This is a genomic window from Scopulibacillus darangshiensis, from assembly GCF_004341035.1.
Lineage (GTDB): Bacteria > Bacillota > Bacilli > Bacillales > Sporolactobacillaceae > Scopulibacillus > Scopulibacillus darangshiensis.
Window position 1 is genome coordinate 19,580 of the sequence record NZ_SLXK01000043.1, and the last position, 16,229, is coordinate 35,808.

Consider the following 16,229-nt stretch of genomic DNA (forward strand, 5'->3'; position numbering starts at 1 on the left):
AAAAAAATGAAAAGGTGGTCACTATTTTCTATCATCAATTATTCCCTCTTGGCACTATTTGCATTTTGCACACTTTATCCTTTTATTTATGTTCTAGCCTATTCACTTAGTGATGGAAAGGAAGCAGTGAGACATACCATTTATTTCTTCCCTAAAGGGTTTACTTTTGAAAACTATATTCAAATATTTAAAGATACAAAGTTTTTACAGGCATATAAAATTACCATTCTTAGAACAGTGATCGGAACGGGATTGCATGTCCTTCTATGTGCGATGTTTGCTTATGCTTTAACGAAAAAAAATCTGCCGGGTCGGTCGCTTTTTACCTTCTTTATCTTTATCCCTACTCTTTTCAGCGGGGGGCTGATTCCACAATTTATATTGTATAGAGAACTAGGTTTGAATAATACGTTTTGGGTTTATATTCTCCCTTTTTTATATAATTTCTTCAATATAATCATTATGCGTACATTCTTTCAACAACTTCCTAACTCATTGGAGGAATCAGCAAAAATTGACGGTTGTGGGGATTTCCAAATCTTTTTAAGAATCATTTTACCGTTATCCGGACCTGTATTAGCAACAATCGGTTTATTTGAGGGTGTTTTTCATTGGAATGATTGGTTTACAGGGACCTATTTTGTGAATAATCAGGCTTTATTACCCGTTCAAACCTTACTCAATGAACTCTTAACTCAATCTCAAGCCCTAGCTAATGCTGCGCAGAATGCCATGCAATCAGGTGGCACAACAACGGCAGCGATGTCAACAACGACTGTTACACCAGAATCATTGCGAATGGCAACCTTAATGGTTGCTACGGTACCTATTTTGTGTGTCTATCCATTTTTACAAAGATTTTTTGTTAAGGGCGTAATGATCGGTTCTGTTAAGGGATAATACTTTTCTTTCTTATAGAAAAGTTTATCATAAATAACTATTTGGAGGGGGTAAAGGGATGAAGAAAGGCTTTAAGTTAGCGTTATCATTATTATTACTCTTTGCACTAACATCATTAGCAGCTTGTAACAACGATAGCAAGACTGACGCTAGCAAAGATGGCAAGTCCGTCACTTTAACTATTTTGCACAACTGGAATGGTTCAGCAGCATCGGCACCGAAAGATCCGCTAAATAATCCTGTTGCAAAGAAGATTAAGGAAGAAACAGGGGTTACTGTTAAGTTTACTTATGCTAAAAAGAGTGAGGTCGAAACGGCTAATGAAGCCTTTGCTACCGGAAACTTGCCAGATATCTATGATGGCCCTGCATGGGGAGGGGAAGCCCAAGTTTTGCTCAAAGCAGCAAATGAGGGGCAACTTGTTGATTTAACAAAATATCTCGACAAGTATCCTAACCTTAAAAAGTTTACAAAGAAAGAAAACATGTCACAAACTTTATATGACACAGTATTTAAGAAACAGAAGAACGGACAGTACTTTCTGACTGAACAATATCCGAAGACCAAAGCAGATATTCAAGACTGGTTATATGGACTTTATGTAAGAAAAGATATTGCCAAAAAATTGGGCATCGATCCCCAATCTGTGAAAACAAAAGAAGATCTTTATAACTTTTTAGTGAAAATTAAAAATGCAAACCTTAAGACGGCAGACGGAAAATCGATTTTCCCATTAGGTAGTTATGGGAACGGCTTCGCTTTAGGAATTATGTCTCAATATTTTGCACCAATTCCCGGAGACACGGGTTGGATGATTAGTGATAGTGGAAAAGCGAAAATGAACTTTATGACCAAAAACTGGGATGAGTATACGATGTATATGCGTAAACTTCTTAAGGAGGGGCTACTTGATCCGAAATCATTTACTCAATCCGGTCCTGCTGCACAGGAAAAGATTACCCAGGGACGTTATGCGGTTGTTCCTACTCAATTCCCACAACTCTATGTTTCGGAAAGACAGTTTGTAAAAGACAATCCTGATAAAAATTTCGTTCCGCTTGGACCTATTAAGGATATAAATGGGAATCAATATAAAACTGTATTCAATGTTCAAGGCAGTCAATTAATAGCCATTCCAAAAAGTAGTAAAAATGTTGATGCGGCACTAAAAGTATTAAATTACTTAGCTTCTGATGAAGGGTATATTCTAACCCATTTTGGTATCAAAGGGGTCCATTATGACATGGTAAACGGAAAACCTAAAGCGAAGAAGGAATGGGTTGATAAGTTGCAAGATGATCCAAAGGCGTTAACTGACTTGGGCATTGGAGGGCCATACGCTGACTTGTCGGGATTTTATCGTGATTATTCTCTTGCCGGAGGACCTTACGGTTATCAATATAATAAAAGATATGATGTTCAAAATGAATTCACTAAAATTATGAGGCCTGACGGTATCAAGGCGTCCAAAGGGAAAGATGCCGGTGCTTTTGTTCAAGATAGCAAATACTACGACCAGTTAAAGCCGATATTTGACACGATAGGTGATGTTTGGAGGCAAGCTGTGTATGCTGAATCAGACCAAAAAGCAGAAGAAATACTTAATCAAACCCGAAAAGCGTTAAAAGACGCAGGAATCGATAAGGTAACCAAAAAAATAAACAAAGAAGTTCAAAATGGTACAAACTTTGTTAGATATACAACACCAAACTAGTAAATTTCTCTATGATATGCCCTTTAAAGAAGGCGATATCAACAAAAATAATGAGGGACGAGGTGCAGGTCTTTGATTCGCAAGTTTATAGTGGTTTCTCTTGTATTGTTGTGCACACTTTCTATGTCTTTTAGTGCTTTTGCTTATGTGGATGATAAACAACCGACTGTTAGATCTAAGAGCTCAATCACTTGGCCTAAAAAGCAAATGCTTCCAAGCTTTGCAAAAGCAAAACATTTGGATGTAGCCGATGTAAGTGACGCCCCTGGCGATATCAAAATTCTTTTGGCAACTTTACAGGGCGTAGTAAACCGAACAGAGCCGAGAATTTACTTGCTTGAAAACAAAGAAGAAGGAAAGATGACATGGTTAAATGATCTAAAAGTCCCTTACAATGTTCACGACGATTACTGGGATCTCATCAAGAAATACAAAAACGAAATTAATGGCCTCATCGTTTATGACCCAAAGATTCAAGATTCTATTAACGTTGCAACGACACTAGCGGGATTAAAAGACGGTATTGTGGTAAGTCCGACACTCGCGGAGAAATTGAAGGCATCACCCTACAACCTTAAAGTACTTCAAGACCTTCAAGGTAAATTCCAGGACCGAATCGACGCATATAACTGGCAGTATAAAAATCTTTGGAAGGATACGACACATCGAATGTTGGTGGGGTTGAATCCGAACAGATCTATTGAAATCCCGCCAGGTCTTCCTGAATCTTTCAAGACTATTGCGGAGGATACAACGCAGGAGCGTGATGGGGGAAATAGAAAAGTATACGATTTAGACCTTTCCTCACTTTTAGGAAAAGAGTCTGTCTTTCTTCGCTTTGATGATGCATTTCCGCAGGATGGATGGGGGCCTGCTGTTCATGAAGTGACCGTGAAGGCAGATGGTAAGGTCATTGCTCATTTCATTCCAGGGACTTCCGAAGAAGAACCTTTCTTGTATGATAGGCAAAGTTCTCAAGTGTCTGATGGAAAAGGCGGACACCGATTTGCTGACAATAACCGCTATTTTGTCTATAAGTTTACACCGCCTTCCGGTACGAAGCATCTCACAGCTTCCGTTGATATGTGGAACCAATACAAGGTTTCTGCAGGTAATATTCAGCCGCCTTCTGCTGAACAAAAGGAACCCTATGGTTACCTTCGGGATTATGCTGTCGCCAACAAAGCAATGGTCTTTTGGTTAGATGCAAATATACCTGAGGAGAAAGCCCTCTTTGAAAAGATAATGTCCGATGTCAAACCAGGTACACCTTATCTTGGCTGGTTCAGTAATGACGCACAAGGGGAGTTCAACTCTGTTGAGATAACCTCGAGCCATAGCATCCCCGTTATTGCTGCCGATTGGTTTAACAATATGACTGTCTTCTCGGGAACAAAGGTAAAGCCAGCGAAGCAAAAGGCAGTTAAGGTGCCTAAACTTCAAAATAAAATTTACGTCACCTATACATTTAGTGAAGGGGACAATTTCCAATACAACCAGCACCGCATGCGCATTCTTTGGGATGATCCAGCGCGTGGCGAAGTACCGATTAACTGGAGTTCTAGTCCTTTGTTGTACGATGGGGCACCGGCAATTCTAAATTACTATCAGAAGACAGCAACCAAAAATGACCTGCTCATTGCTGGACCTTCGGGTGCAGGGTACTTTTATCCAAATGCATGGCCAGAAACATCATTCCAAAAGTTTTTAAAGCAATCGTATTCGTATTTGAAAAAGTCAGGAATGACAATTCCATATGTTCTCAATCGTACTGCAGGTCAAAATATCCCACTTAGCGATTCAAAGGCAGCTGATTATCAAAAGTATTATAAATCGTCCGGGTTATTCTTGAGTTATGAAGATGAGTCTCATGTTAGCATCCAAAACGGGACTTTACCGGTATCGACGATTCATGGCATTAGTACCGTTAAAGACGGCAAGAAACTGTTAGCTGATGCCAAAGCAAATTGGGATGGAAAATCACCACTATTTATCTCAATTGGTCTATTAGCCTGGAACATGACGCCATCAGATGTTGTTTCGATTACTGATTCACTGGATCAAGACTATCAAATCGTTCGGGCAGATCAATACTTTTCACTGATACGGGAAGCGAGCGACCTCCCAAATTAAAATTGATGAATGGGAGCGTATATACCGCTCCCATTCTTATTCAATAATAAATTAAAGGATGTGTTAGATTATGAAGCAATTGAGACCCCCTTCAGTACCCCTTTTTACAGTTGATCCTTATTTTAGCGTCTGGTCAGCTAGCGATCATCTCTATGATGATCATACCGTGCATTGGACAAACAAACGCAACAGCATGGTCGGAATTATAAGGATAGATGGAAAGCCAAGGATTTTCATGGGTAAAATAAACATGGATGATGTGGAAAACTATGAGGAACCCACCTCGCTGAATCAAAAGAGTCTAAAGGTTGAACCTCTAACAACCACATACTTATTTGCCGGAGAAGGTATTGAACTTGAAGTTATTTTTGCTACTCCTCTGCTTCCCAATGATTTAGATCTATTGTCGAGGCCGGCTTCGTATGTCACTTTCAATGTGCGTTCCACAGATGATGAACCCCATGATGTCAGCATTTATTTTGATATATCTGGTGAATGGTGTGTCAATACGACAGACCAAGTCATTGTTTGGGAGCGCAAAACAATCAATGATAATATTGTCACCATGCGCATGGGAACCGAAGAACAATCTGTTTTAAAACGGGCTGGAGATGATACGAGGATTGACTGGGGCTATTGTTATCTCGCTGCGCCTCAATCAAGTCTTTTAGAAACTGCCATTCACTCTTACCGGGGAAGAAAGCAGTTTGTGGAAACTGGACAAATCCCCAAGAATGACGATGGCGGTCAGCCCCAGCCTGTGGCAGAGGATACCCCCGTTATGGCTGCTGTATTAGATATTGAACTGACAAATGAGAAACGCCAATCATCATGCTATTTGGTTGCAGCGTACGATGATATTCATGCCATTGAATATTTTGGTGAACATTTAGATGCCTATTGGCGGAGGACAGGGATGTCATTCGATGACATGATCATCGCAGCTGTATCCGAATATAATGACATCCAACAAAAGTGTAAGGATTTTAACCTTCAATTGATCAATGACAGTACCCAAGCAGGCGGAGAAAAGTATAAGGACATGCTTTCATTAGCATACAGACAGGCGATTGCTGCACACAAGTTGGTTGCTGATGAAAGCGGGGAAGTCTTATTTTTCTCTAAAGAAAACTTTAGTAATGGCTGTATTGCCACGGTTGATGTCAGTTATCCTTCCATGCCGCTCTTTTTGCTTTATAATCCTGAATTAGTAAAAGGGATGATGAGGCCAATATTTCAGTACGCAGACAGTGAGGATTGGATTTTTAATTTTGCTCCCCACGACGTTGGGTGTTATCCCCAAGCAAATGGCCAGGTTTATGGAGAGAACAGATTGGAGAATCAAATGCCGATTGAAGAATGCGGCAACATGCTGATCATGGCTGCTTCCGTTTGTTTGTTTGGAAAGGATGCCGAATTTGCAAATGATCACTGGAACCTGTTGACCAAATGGGCAAATTATTTAAAGGAAAATGGATTAGACCCGGAACATCAATTATGTACAGACGATTTTGCCGGACACTTGGCGCATAATGCTAACCTTTCCATAAAAGCAATTCTTGGAATTGGTGCATATGCTCGTATGTGTCAATTAACAGGGAATTCTGATGGCCATCTCTATTTAGAGGCGGCCAAAGAAATGGCGTTGAAGTGGTTAAGCATGGCAAATAGTGGTGACCATTATAAACTTACTTTTAATGGGGCTCCGGATACTTGGAGTCAAAAATATAATTTAGTCTGGGATCGCCTTCTTGGTCTTCACCTATTCCCTGAAGACTTATTGGAAAAAGAAATTGATTTTTATCTTTCAAAACAAAACAAGTTTGGAACTCCTCTCGATAATAGAAAGACGTATACAAAAGCTGATTGGCTTGTTTGGAGTGCGAGCTTGTCAAAATCGAAGGAAACCTTTGAGCGAATGATTGCACCACTGTGGGATTTCCTCAATGAATCACCAAGTAGGGTACCATTTACCGATTGGTATGATACGGTCAATGGGAAGCAAATGAATTTTCAGAACAGATCCGTTGTAGGAGGTATGTTTATTAAATTACTTGTTGAACATGCTTCAAGCCAACCTCAAGGTGTCCAAAGAAGTAGACCATATGGTTTATAACGGCCAACATCTCGATGAAATTACGGAATTTTGGAATTAGCAGGGACTTCTATTAAAGGACATGGAAAGGCTTGGCGATATGCCAAGCCTTTTTACAAGTAGAATACAAGAAATATAGTCGGTTTAACATTCAGTTTTGTTCACAATCTTTAGATGATAAGTTATATCCATTGCAACTCGTACTAAGATCAATCCTGGTGCAAAATCAAGCAGCCTATTTGGACAATGGCGGCTCAACATTTGGTGTAGCGGATCAAGTGTTACTGGCAGAAAGTATGAAATATGCCATGATAATCATTGCGAGTCTCCCCGTGCTTGTTTTGTACCCATTTATTCAGAAACATTTTGTTAAAGGCGTTATGATCGGTTCTATAAAAGGTTGATCATTATTTAAAATATTACTCGGATAATAGAAAGGATAGATTTATAATGACCAAAACGGCTAATATACAAATTAATGGAAGTAAGATTGGCGAGGATAAAATTAATCCATTTTTATTTGGGCATTTCGTAGAGGATATTAGAGATCACATGGATGCAATGCTCGCTTATGAACTTAAAGATATGGACTTTGAACACGAAGATATTAATAGAAAAGGTGTTTCTGGCTCATGGAATCCAATAACAAATGGCCAGAATACAACATTCGCACTAGAACCAGCTGCTCCGAAGCATACCGGACATAGTCAAAGGATTAGAATATTTAGCGATGATCAATGCTATGGGGGAATTGCCCAAAAGGTCTCGGTCAATGGCAGTGTCACATACAACGTTCAATTGTTTGCAAGATCCTCTACAGAGATTAAAAATATCAGATGCGACATCATCGATAGAAATACTAAGGAAAAGCTATGTGAAGCAAAGGTTGATATCACCAGTCATGATTGGCGGGAATACAAGGGTCAATTAGTTCCTAAAAAGGATTGTAACAATGCCGAATTCAGAATTCTTATAAGTTCTAAAGGCGCTTCATGGCGGGATTCGGTTGCGACAGGGAATCTCTGGATTGATCATGTTTCAGTTCAGCCTGAGAACAGTTTGAATAACATTAATAAGCTTGTCTTTGACATGGCTCGAGATTTAAATGCCGGTATTATGCGCTTGGGTGGAAATTATATCAGTGCCTATCACTGGGAACATGGTGTGGGTTCTATGTACGAAAGACCGGTTATGTTAAATGAAGCATGGGATACATTAGCTTGTAAATATTTCGGAACTGATGAATTTCTTCGCTTTTGTGATGATTTAGGTGTTGCAGCTCAAATTTGTGTGAATGACGGTTCGGGGACACCAGAGGAAGCGGCCCGTTGGATAGAATATTGTAATGGTGATGAGAACACAGAAATGGGAGCCAAGAGGGCACGAAATGGTCATGCCAGTCCTTATGGGGTTAAATATTGGGAAATAGGAAATGAAGTCTGGGGGTCTTGGCAAGTCGGGCATTGTAAGGCAGAAGAGTATGCCGAAAGATGTGTTCGGTTTGCTAAAGCTATGAAAAAGGCAGATCCCGAAATTATCTTATTGGGTTGTGGCCACACAGACCCAGAATGGAACAAGGCAGTCCTTGAGATTGCAGGTGAATATATCGATTACCTCACCTTACATATTTATCAAGGGTATAACCATTTTGGTTTTATCAACCATGATGTCCCTCGGGAAGAAAAATATAAGGCGATGGTTTCTTACCCGGAGATTACTCATCATTTTTTAAAAGATGTAAAGGAAGACATGAAGAACTACCCTCACGTGAAGCTTGCAATCACTGAATATAATACCATGTATTATCCAAACAAGGTTAGAAAAGGGTTACCGAATGAACATACTCTTGAAGCAGCTGTTGCAAATGCTGGTAACTTTAATGAGTTCATAAGAAATTGCAGCCTTATTCAAATAGGTAATTTCTCAGATCTCGTAAATGGTTGGCTTGGCGGCTGTATTCGTGTTGGTGATTATTATGCTGATCAATTCAGGGGCAAGGAACCTGGATGGAGTGGAAAAGGTGATGTTGTCTATGGAACACCTACCTACCATACGATGAAAATGTACGCAAACCAGGATATTACTTACCTAGTAAATGTTGATGTCGAATGTGACACATTTAATGTCATGAGTAAAAACAACAAATTTAGTCTTGAAAACTTACCTGAGCTTGATGTCGTTTCATGTATTAATGACGATAAAAACCTGCTAACAGTCTTTGTAGTTAATAGAAGTCTCGAGGATGTCCAAGTTGATATTTGTTCGAAAGACTTTGTGATGGACCGATCTGTCAGGGTTGGAGAAGTAACAGGTTCAGATATTGATAGTATTAATGATGTGTTTGAACCAGAAAATATTATTTGTCGCTATGAGGAATTTACCATGGAATCAGAATCGGACAATATTCACTATATTTTAAAGGCACATTCAGTCTATGTTTTTGAAATAAAGGGTCAGATATTATCTTAATTTCTGTTTTCCAAAAAATATTTAATTACTTTCGAGAAGCGTTGCACTTCATATGATGAGCAACGCTTCTTTATGTAATTGACTCCACCATGATAGGGAAAAATTAGTTCACAGTAAAATAGAAAATCTAGAGAAAAAATATTAATATTCTGGTGAAAAGATCAGTTCGAAAACATCACGAAATATAAACATCAGGAGGATGCAAAAATTTTTAAATAAACATTCCTCTTGCCTCACCGCCATCCTTATGGTATGTTGGAATACCGTTGTCGCATTCGGGCGAAAATTCTCATAAGGAGGTAACTGAGCTTGGAAAAGTTTCAAAGTGCCTATCGTTGCGAGCAGCAGCAGCTCAGCCAAATTGCTGCCGAGATTGAAAACCAATTAGCGAAACTCGAGAACATGCCGCGCTATGCCGGCGAAGATCTGACAGAGCAAGCACTAGAGGATGTCAGGGAAAGGGCGAGGAAGAGTCTTAGAATCGCCAAAGAAGAGCCGTATTTCGGCAGGCTTGATTTCGAAGAGGACGGACAAGGTAAGCCGAAGCCGCTTTACATCGGGAAAGCCGGCGTGGCGGGCGAAGAATCAGTTGATCCGCTGATCATTGATTGGCGTGCCCCGGTGGCAAGCATGTTCTATTCATTTACCGGCGGAGAAGAACCAGCCTTTTATAACTCCCCTGAAGGGCTCATTGAAGGGGATATCCATCTGAAGCGAAATATCGCGATTCGAACACAGGTCTTGCAGCGGGTTGTTGATACATACGTCAGGGGCGGAGATGACCCCTCCGTGTCAGATGAATTCCTCCTTTACCGCTTAGGCGAGAACAAGGATCACCGCCTGCGCGATATTGTGTCCACCATCCAATCTGAACAAAATGATATTATTCGGTCACAAAAGAACACTCCCCTTATTATACAGGGTGTCGCCGGGAGCGGGAAAACTACTGTAGCCCTGCATCGCCTCGCTTATCTGATCTACGAATACCGTGAACATATCCTTGCAGAAAAAATGATTATCTTTGCCCCTAATGCCATGTTTCTCGATTATATTTCCAATGTCTTGCCCGAGTTAGGCGTTGGCGGCATTCAGCAGACCACCTTTAATGATTGGGCCCTCGATCTGCTTGACCATGAGATCAAATTGAAGGACCCATCGGAAAAATTGTTTGAGTGGTTCGAAATCAGGGAAGCGAAACGGATTGTCACAGATGACGGTCCGGAAAAATTCAAAGGATCATCGGCCTTCATGCGCATGATTGACGAGTGCTTTAACAAATATGAAAATTCAGCTGTGCCAACCAAGGCTTTTGTTGCATGGGATGGCACAGCTTTAGCAGCGGATACCATTCAAAGGTGGTACGCCGAACAAGAACGTTATCCGCTGGCAAAAAGAAGAGAACGGATCACAAACAGAATTAAGAACTGGATTGACTCGGAAGTTAAGAAAGTTCCGGAGCGCCATCTGCAAAAAGAGCTGAAGAAAAAAGCAAGCCAAAGGCTGCGTTCCTATTTGAAATCATGGCCAAAGCACACGCCATTATCTTTTTATCAAAGCCTTTTTAACGAAAAAAAGCGTCCTGAATACGTCCCGCAATATATTGCGGAAAACATCCCAAAGTCAATCGTAAAAACAACCTTCCAAAATTGTAAAAAGAAAGAGCTTGAGCAAGAGGACTTAGCACCGCTGGTCCTTATTCATCAGCGTCTTAATGGGATCGAAAGGAAAGACAAGTTCCATCATGTCGTCATCGATGAAGCACAAGACTTTTCACCTTTTCAAATTGAGGTGTTAAAAGCCAGAACGACCGGCAATTCATTTACGATTCTCGGAGACTTATCTCAAGGCATCCATGATTACCAAGGTATCCGCGAATGGAAAGAAATCCAAGATATCTTTGCAGGGGCCGCGGGTTATTTTGAACTAGAGAAAAGCTACCGCTCAACAATGGAGATCATTCATTTTGCCAACAAGATCATCTCTGCCGGAACCAAACCGGTGAGCTTAGCTGATCCTGTGTTCCGCAGCGGGGAAGAGGTCAAAACCATCGAGGTGCCACCTGATGAACGCGTCCATTCTATTATCCAGACGGTGTCAAAACTCCAAACGGATGATGTGAACAGCATCGCTATCGCTCTTCGCACCGAAGCCGAATGCTTCAAGCTTCACAGTGAATTACAGGAAGCCGGCCTGACAGCTCACCTGATCCATTCCGGACAAAGGGAATACGGCGGAGGACTTTCCATCATGCCGGTTTATTTAACCAAAGGCCTTGAATTTGATGCGGTATTATTAATCGATGTCGATGCCGATCATTATGAACAAACTGAGCGAGACGCAAAATTGCTGTACGTCGGCTGCACTCGCGCCCTTCATGACCTGTGGCTGTTTTACTCCAGTGAGCCTTCACCTTTGTTAAGGGATGTTAACAAGGGGCACGAAATAATATAAGAATAATAGGATGTAAAACCCCATGTTCGGGACATGGGGTTATTAATTTTACCCAAAAGAAATAGGAAGTTCTTCAAGGGAGCGAAATCCAAATAATCTGCGCCATTGCAGTCTGTCATTTTCAAGTCGGAGGTTAGGAAGCTGCTGAAGCAGTGTGTTAATAGCTATTTGAGCTTCTAACCTGGCTAACGCGGAACCTAAGCAAAAATGATTTCCGGTGCCGAACGCGAGATGAGGGTTCGGCTCCCGTGTTATATCAAAAATGTCTGGATCGGTAAATCTCATTGGATCCCGATTTGCGGCTCCCAATAATAAATAAATCTGCTCACCGCTTTTGATCGTCGTTCCGCCAACTTCAGTGTCTTCGGCGGCAAAACGTGCGGTCAATTGGGTGGGACTCTCGAATCTCAAACATTCTTCGACTGCGGAACGAATGAGAGAAGGTTCTTCCTTCAATTTTATCAGCTGGTCAGGGTTTTTGAGCAGGGAGACCACACCATTGCCAATTAAATTTACAGTGGTTTCATGGCCGGCGATGATAAGCAATATACAAGTGGCTAACAGTTCATCTTCATCTAACTTATCGCCATCATCCGCTTCCCCCACTAGTTTGCTAATGAGGTCATCCTCAGGATAATGAAGCCGGTATTTAACAAGGGAACGGAAGTAGTCTAATAGTTCTGAAGCGGCAGCCTCTCCATCTAATGTTTTTTCGGTTCGGGTTAAATCAGTTGTACGAATAAGCAAATCAGCCCTTTTTCTAAACTGTGGATAGTCTTGGGGGGAAACACCCAATATTCTTGCTATGGTGGCCATTGCTAAGGGAAAAGCAAAATCGGATTTAACCTCCATTTCCCCAGCATCTTGCACTCTAACAAGCAGCTGGTGAGCTGTTTCTTCAATACTAGTTCGGACTGCTTCGATAGCATGTGGCGTGAATGCCTTGCTTACAAGCGAACGGATCCGTGTATGGTCAGGAGGATTTTTAAAAAGCATCATATTTTTTTGGATGCGGATAAGCCGTTTGTTGTCTTTTGAATCCTTAGGAATTGGCATCCTGGTTTTGAAGTGGGGATGTTTTAGAATATGTAAAGCTTCTTTATAACCGGTAACAACCCAACCGTCGTGCTTGATTAATGTCCCTCTTTGTACGGGACCATTGGAGTGAAGTTCCCGATAAAAAGGATACGGATTCACGAAAAACTCATCTGGGAATGAATTTAACCGGCTTGCGCCCATCTTTGGATTTGAAATAAGGGTTTCCTGTTTCACTAGATAGCACCTCCGAAAAAATAGTTGTTAACCATTTTTAAAACAAGTTAACAATTATTGATTATACCATTTTTTTATTGAGATTACAGCGTGTAAGCGATCAGGAAATTAAGGCGGTGCCACGTGAAAGATAGGAGCGATTCGTGCCCGTGGACCGGGAAAGGGCAGCACGGTCATCAAAAAGGTAAAAGCTTATCTATTTTATTTCACAACAACCCCGAAACAGTTATTGGTTAACAACTTTAACAAATTGCAGAATAATCGGTGCACCACGTGGAGGTGGACTAGAGTCTAAAAGGGTAAGAATGCCTTCCTGGACTTCATAAAATTGCGGAGGTTGCAAAATGCCATTGATATATAGATTAATATATGTGACGTCTCCAGGATTTAAAATGTCTGTGCTTCCATATTGAGGTAACCCATCTTGGTTAGTATAAACCAACTTATTTCCATCGGATACGGTAGTGTATTGAAAAGTTTCCGCCTGCAATGTTCCCGTAGGTCCAGGAGGCCCAGTAGGTCCCGTAGCGCCCGTGGCCCCTGTAGCCCCAGTGGGTCCCTGAGGCCCTGGGGGACCAGGGCGGCATGGGCATTTTCGTAGACAACAAATTAGACAATCACAGCAATCACAGCAATCAAAATGGTCGCAATCATCACATTTACAACAATGGAACAGATTGCAACATTCCAAACAGTGATGCTGATCATAAGTGATACAACACCGGTCATCACAATGGAAAAGAGTCACAGCCCTTCGTTTCCGATGCTCGAGATGGTTTGCCATATTCACCCCTCCTGTCATCTTCTATATCCATTAAAGTATTTTTATTCCATAATAGAATAGAAAGGAACGGCGCTTATCTCTAAAAGTTATTTTCAGTAGTTATTTTTTTTATGTAAAAAAGGCAGTCCATCACTAACGATGGACTGCCTTTTTGCACCTAGTTTACGATAAACTCAACCAATACCGGGGTAGCAGGGTCAAGAGCATCACCATCTGGGATAGTTATTGTAGAAGTAGACATAGTCGAGGTATCAGCTGTCTGGGGTACGCCGTTAATATACAAAATATAATAGGCAAATAATCCCGGAAACGCGGTGGCAGCAGCACCTGTATCATCAGTAAAGGTTGTTGCCGCGATTGCGTATGTTGCTCCCGTACCGGTTCCGGCTCCTATTGTGGAAGTAAACTTTCTAGAGGCTAAAAAGGGAGGGATAATAGGCATCATGATTCACCTCCTTTTCTGATAGATACTATATTAAATGCAAAAATCTACTATTTGAAACGGACAAATAGCGAGCTATAGTAGATTGGGGTTTTATCGATAGATTAGAAGGGGATGCACGGGGCCTTTCTACTAAAGGAAACGGTAAAGGTCATGGAAAAGGCTGAAAGGGTGGCCATTAGAGACTGCCCAACAAAAAAGCACCGGAAGCAAAAGGTCCAGTGCTTTTGTATGTCTTTAATTTTCGTTTTTGGTCACGATCTTTTGCGATGTCTCAACACGGGCATTCCCCATAAATATAATGGTGACTGCCGCAAGGACAATGGGGATTAATGCGAGCATAAAGGTGTGTGTGATTGACGCAGACATGGCGTGAACAATTTTATCCAAAATAAAATCTGGGATCTTAGAGCGCTGGCCGGATTGGAAAATTTCTTGCGGATTACCCATATTCGCCGTGCCTGATCCTTGCATGCCTTTAAAAGCGTCCTTAAGGTTATTATTAAAAATATTGTTTTGAATTGAACCAAAGACCGATACACCCAATGTCATACCGAATGAACGCAAGAAAGAATTCGTTGAATTGGCTGACCCGCGATAGCGCGGATCCAGGTTGTGGATCGATGCGGTTGGCAATAGCGAGAACGAAAATCCCATGCCAAATCCTACAATAACCATGAAGACAGTTAAAAGCAGGTGTGCCGTATCAGGCGTCATGTTTCCAAGCAGATACATGCCGATAAAGTAAGCGATGACCGAGATAATCATTAAATTTCGGTAACTTGTTTTTGTTTGGAAAATCCCGCCTATGGCACTGCCGGCAACAGAGCCTAGCATCATTGGCGTCAGAATCAAACCAGCATTTGTTGCAGAACCTCCGTAAACAGCCTGTACAAAAATGGGAATAAAAACGGTTAAGATGATAAAAGTCGCACCGTATAAAAAAGCCAAAATCTGCGCTGTTGCAAATAAGCGGTTCTTAAACATCCAAAATGAAATAATCGGTTCTTTCGCTTTACGTTCCACGATAAAAAAGGCAATGAAAAAGATGGCAAAGCTTAAGAATAAACCAATGATCTGTCCTGAAAGCCAATCGTACTCTTTTCCCCCCAGCTCTAGGGCAAACATAAGACTGACGACTGAAATAACAAGTGTTATGGCCCCGCCCCAGTCGATTTTCCGATTAGAGTGTTCTGATGATTCTTTATAAAAACGAAGGATTAAAAATAGTGCCACTGCACCAATGGGCACATTAACATAAAATACCCAATGCCAGCTGATGTATTCCGTGATATAAGCTCCAAGTAACGGACCTAACACGCTTGCCGCACCGAATACTGCTCCTAGCAGTCCGGTCATTTTGCCGCGCTTTTCAGGAGGAAAAATATCAAAAATAATCGTAAAAGCAATAGGCATCAGAGCTCCGCCGCCAATCCCTTGAATCGCGCGGTAGATGCTTAATTGCACCATGCTCTGTGCTATCCCGCATAATGCAGATCCGAACAAGAAAAAAATAAGCCCAAAAACAAAGAAACGTTTGCGCCCGTACATATCCGACAATTTCCCGAAAATAGGCATGCCGGCCATGACCGCGACCATATAGGCTGATGTTACCCAAATAAATTTGTCTAATCCGCCAAGATCAGATACAATTGTCCCCATTGCTGTTGCTACAATGGTATTATCCATAGCCGCCATTAATATGCCTAGCAAAAGTCCTGCGACGACCAATTTAATATTACTTTCTTTATTAACCATGTCTTTCCCCTCTCAGCATTCTTTTTATAGGAATGCTTTAACCTACAGACTGTGTCATTATATCCATATCCTGCCCATTCTGCAATGTTTTTTTTTACTAAAAAAAGGATGCCCTTAATAAAATGGTACCTGTAGTTAGGACACTTGAAAAAGAGTGTTTTATCTACAGGTATTTTTTTATATACTTAAATTTCACTATATGGGGATTAGG

Annotated in this window: 10 protein-coding genes and 1 pseudogene; 7 read left to right on the forward strand and 4 right to left on the reverse strand. The window is 41.2% G+C overall.

Annotated features, from left to right (window positions below):
• The first annotated feature begins 6 nt into the window (after window positions 1–6).
• From EV207_RS19295 to EV207_RS19325, 7 genes and pseudogenes are all read left to right on the forward strand, one after another.
• Entirely contained in the window at window positions 7–900 is an 894-nt protein-coding gene (locus tag EV207_RS19295) for a carbohydrate ABC transporter permease (RefSeq protein ID WP_132747788.1), read from the forward strand.
• A gap of 58 nt (window positions 901–958) precedes the next feature.
• Window positions 959–2,614 (forward strand): extracellular solute-binding protein, encoded by a 1,656-nt coding sequence (locus tag EV207_RS19300; protein WP_132747789.1) that lies wholly within the window; start codon window positions 959–961, stop codon window positions 2,612–2,614.
• 72 nt (window positions 2,615–2,686) lie between these two features.
• Window positions 2,687–4,747: a GxGYxYP domain-containing protein gene (locus EV207_RS19305; RefSeq protein WP_132747790.1), complete on the forward strand. Its 2,061-nt coding sequence runs from the start codon at window positions 2,687–2,689 to the stop codon at window positions 4,745–4,747.
• 70 nt (window positions 4,748–4,817) lie between these two features.
• Window positions 4,818–6,863: a glutaminase family protein gene (locus tag EV207_RS19310; protein WP_132747791.1), complete on the forward strand. Its 2,046-nt coding sequence runs from the start codon at window positions 4,818–4,820 to the stop codon at window positions 6,861–6,863.
• A 269-nt stretch (window positions 6,864–7,132) separates the two neighbouring features.
• Window positions 7,133–7,246, forward strand: a pseudogene (locus EV207_RS23975) (carbohydrate ABC transporter permease); the annotation flags it as partial.
• Between the two features lie 46 nt (window positions 7,247–7,292).
• Entirely contained in the window at window positions 7,293–9,311 is a 2,019-nt protein-coding gene (locus EV207_RS19320; protein WP_132747793.1) for an alpha-L-arabinofuranosidase C-terminal domain-containing protein, read from the forward strand.
• 309 nt (window positions 9,312–9,620) lie between these two features.
• Entirely contained in the window at window positions 9,621–11,762 is a 2,142-nt protein-coding gene (locus tag EV207_RS19325; protein WP_243647163.1) for a HelD family protein, read from the forward strand.
• 48 nt (window positions 11,763–11,810) lie between these two features.
• Here EV207_RS19325 and EV207_RS19330 read toward each other — a convergent pair whose 3' ends face one another.
• From EV207_RS19330 to EV207_RS19345, 4 genes are all read right to left on the reverse strand, one after another.
• The gene (locus EV207_RS19330; protein ID WP_132747800.1) at window positions 11,811–13,001 is read right to left on the reverse strand and encodes a cytochrome P450; all 1,191 of its coding nucleotides are present in this window, start codon (window positions 12,999–13,001) and stop codon (window positions 11,811–11,813) included.
• 259 nt (window positions 13,002–13,260) lie between these two features.
• On the reverse strand, window positions 13,261–13,524 hold the full coding sequence (locus EV207_RS23550; RefSeq protein WP_341539813.1) for a DUF4183 domain-containing protein: 264 nt from the start codon (window positions 13,522–13,524) through the stop codon (window positions 13,261–13,263).
• Between the two features lie 451 nt (window positions 13,525–13,975).
• Entirely contained in the window at window positions 13,976–14,260 is a 285-nt protein-coding gene (locus EV207_RS19340) for a DUF4183 domain-containing protein (RefSeq protein WP_132747801.1), read from the reverse strand.
• Window positions 14,261–14,497: 237 nt separating this feature from the next.
• Window positions 14,498–16,018, reverse strand: coding sequence for an MDR family MFS transporter (locus tag EV207_RS19345; protein WP_132747795.1), 1,521 nt, complete (start codon window positions 16,016–16,018; stop codon window positions 14,498–14,500).
• Window positions 16,019–16,229: the final 211 nt, after the last annotated feature.

Bases quoted from the DNA above. Each gene is read 5' to 3' on its own strand.
- EV207_RS19345 (WP_132747795.1), bottom strand. From the start codon at position 16,018: ATGGTTAATAAAGAAAGTAATATTAAATTGGTCGTCGCAGGACTTTTG.
- EV207_RS19330 (WP_132747800.1), bottom strand. From the start codon at position 13,001: ATGGGCGCAAGCCGGTTAAATTCATTCCCAGATGAGTTTTTCGTGAAT.
- EV207_RS19300 (WP_132747789.1), top strand. From the start codon at position 959: ATGAAGAAAGGCTTTAAGTTAGCGTTATCATTATTATTACTCTTTGCA.
- EV207_RS19340 (WP_132747801.1), bottom strand. From the start codon at position 14,260: ATGCCTATTATCCCTCCCTTTTTAGCCTCTAGAAAGTTTACTTCCACA.
- EV207_RS19295 (WP_132747788.1), top strand. From the start codon at position 7: ATGAAAAGGTGGTCACTATTTTCTATCATCAATTATTCCCTCTTGGCA.
- EV207_RS19310 (WP_132747791.1), top strand. From the start codon at position 4,818: ATGAAGCAATTGAGACCCCCTTCAGTACCCCTTTTTACAGTTGATCCT.
- EV207_RS19320 (WP_132747793.1), top strand. From the start codon at position 7,293: ATGACCAAAACGGCTAATATACAAATTAATGGAAGTAAGATTGGCGAG.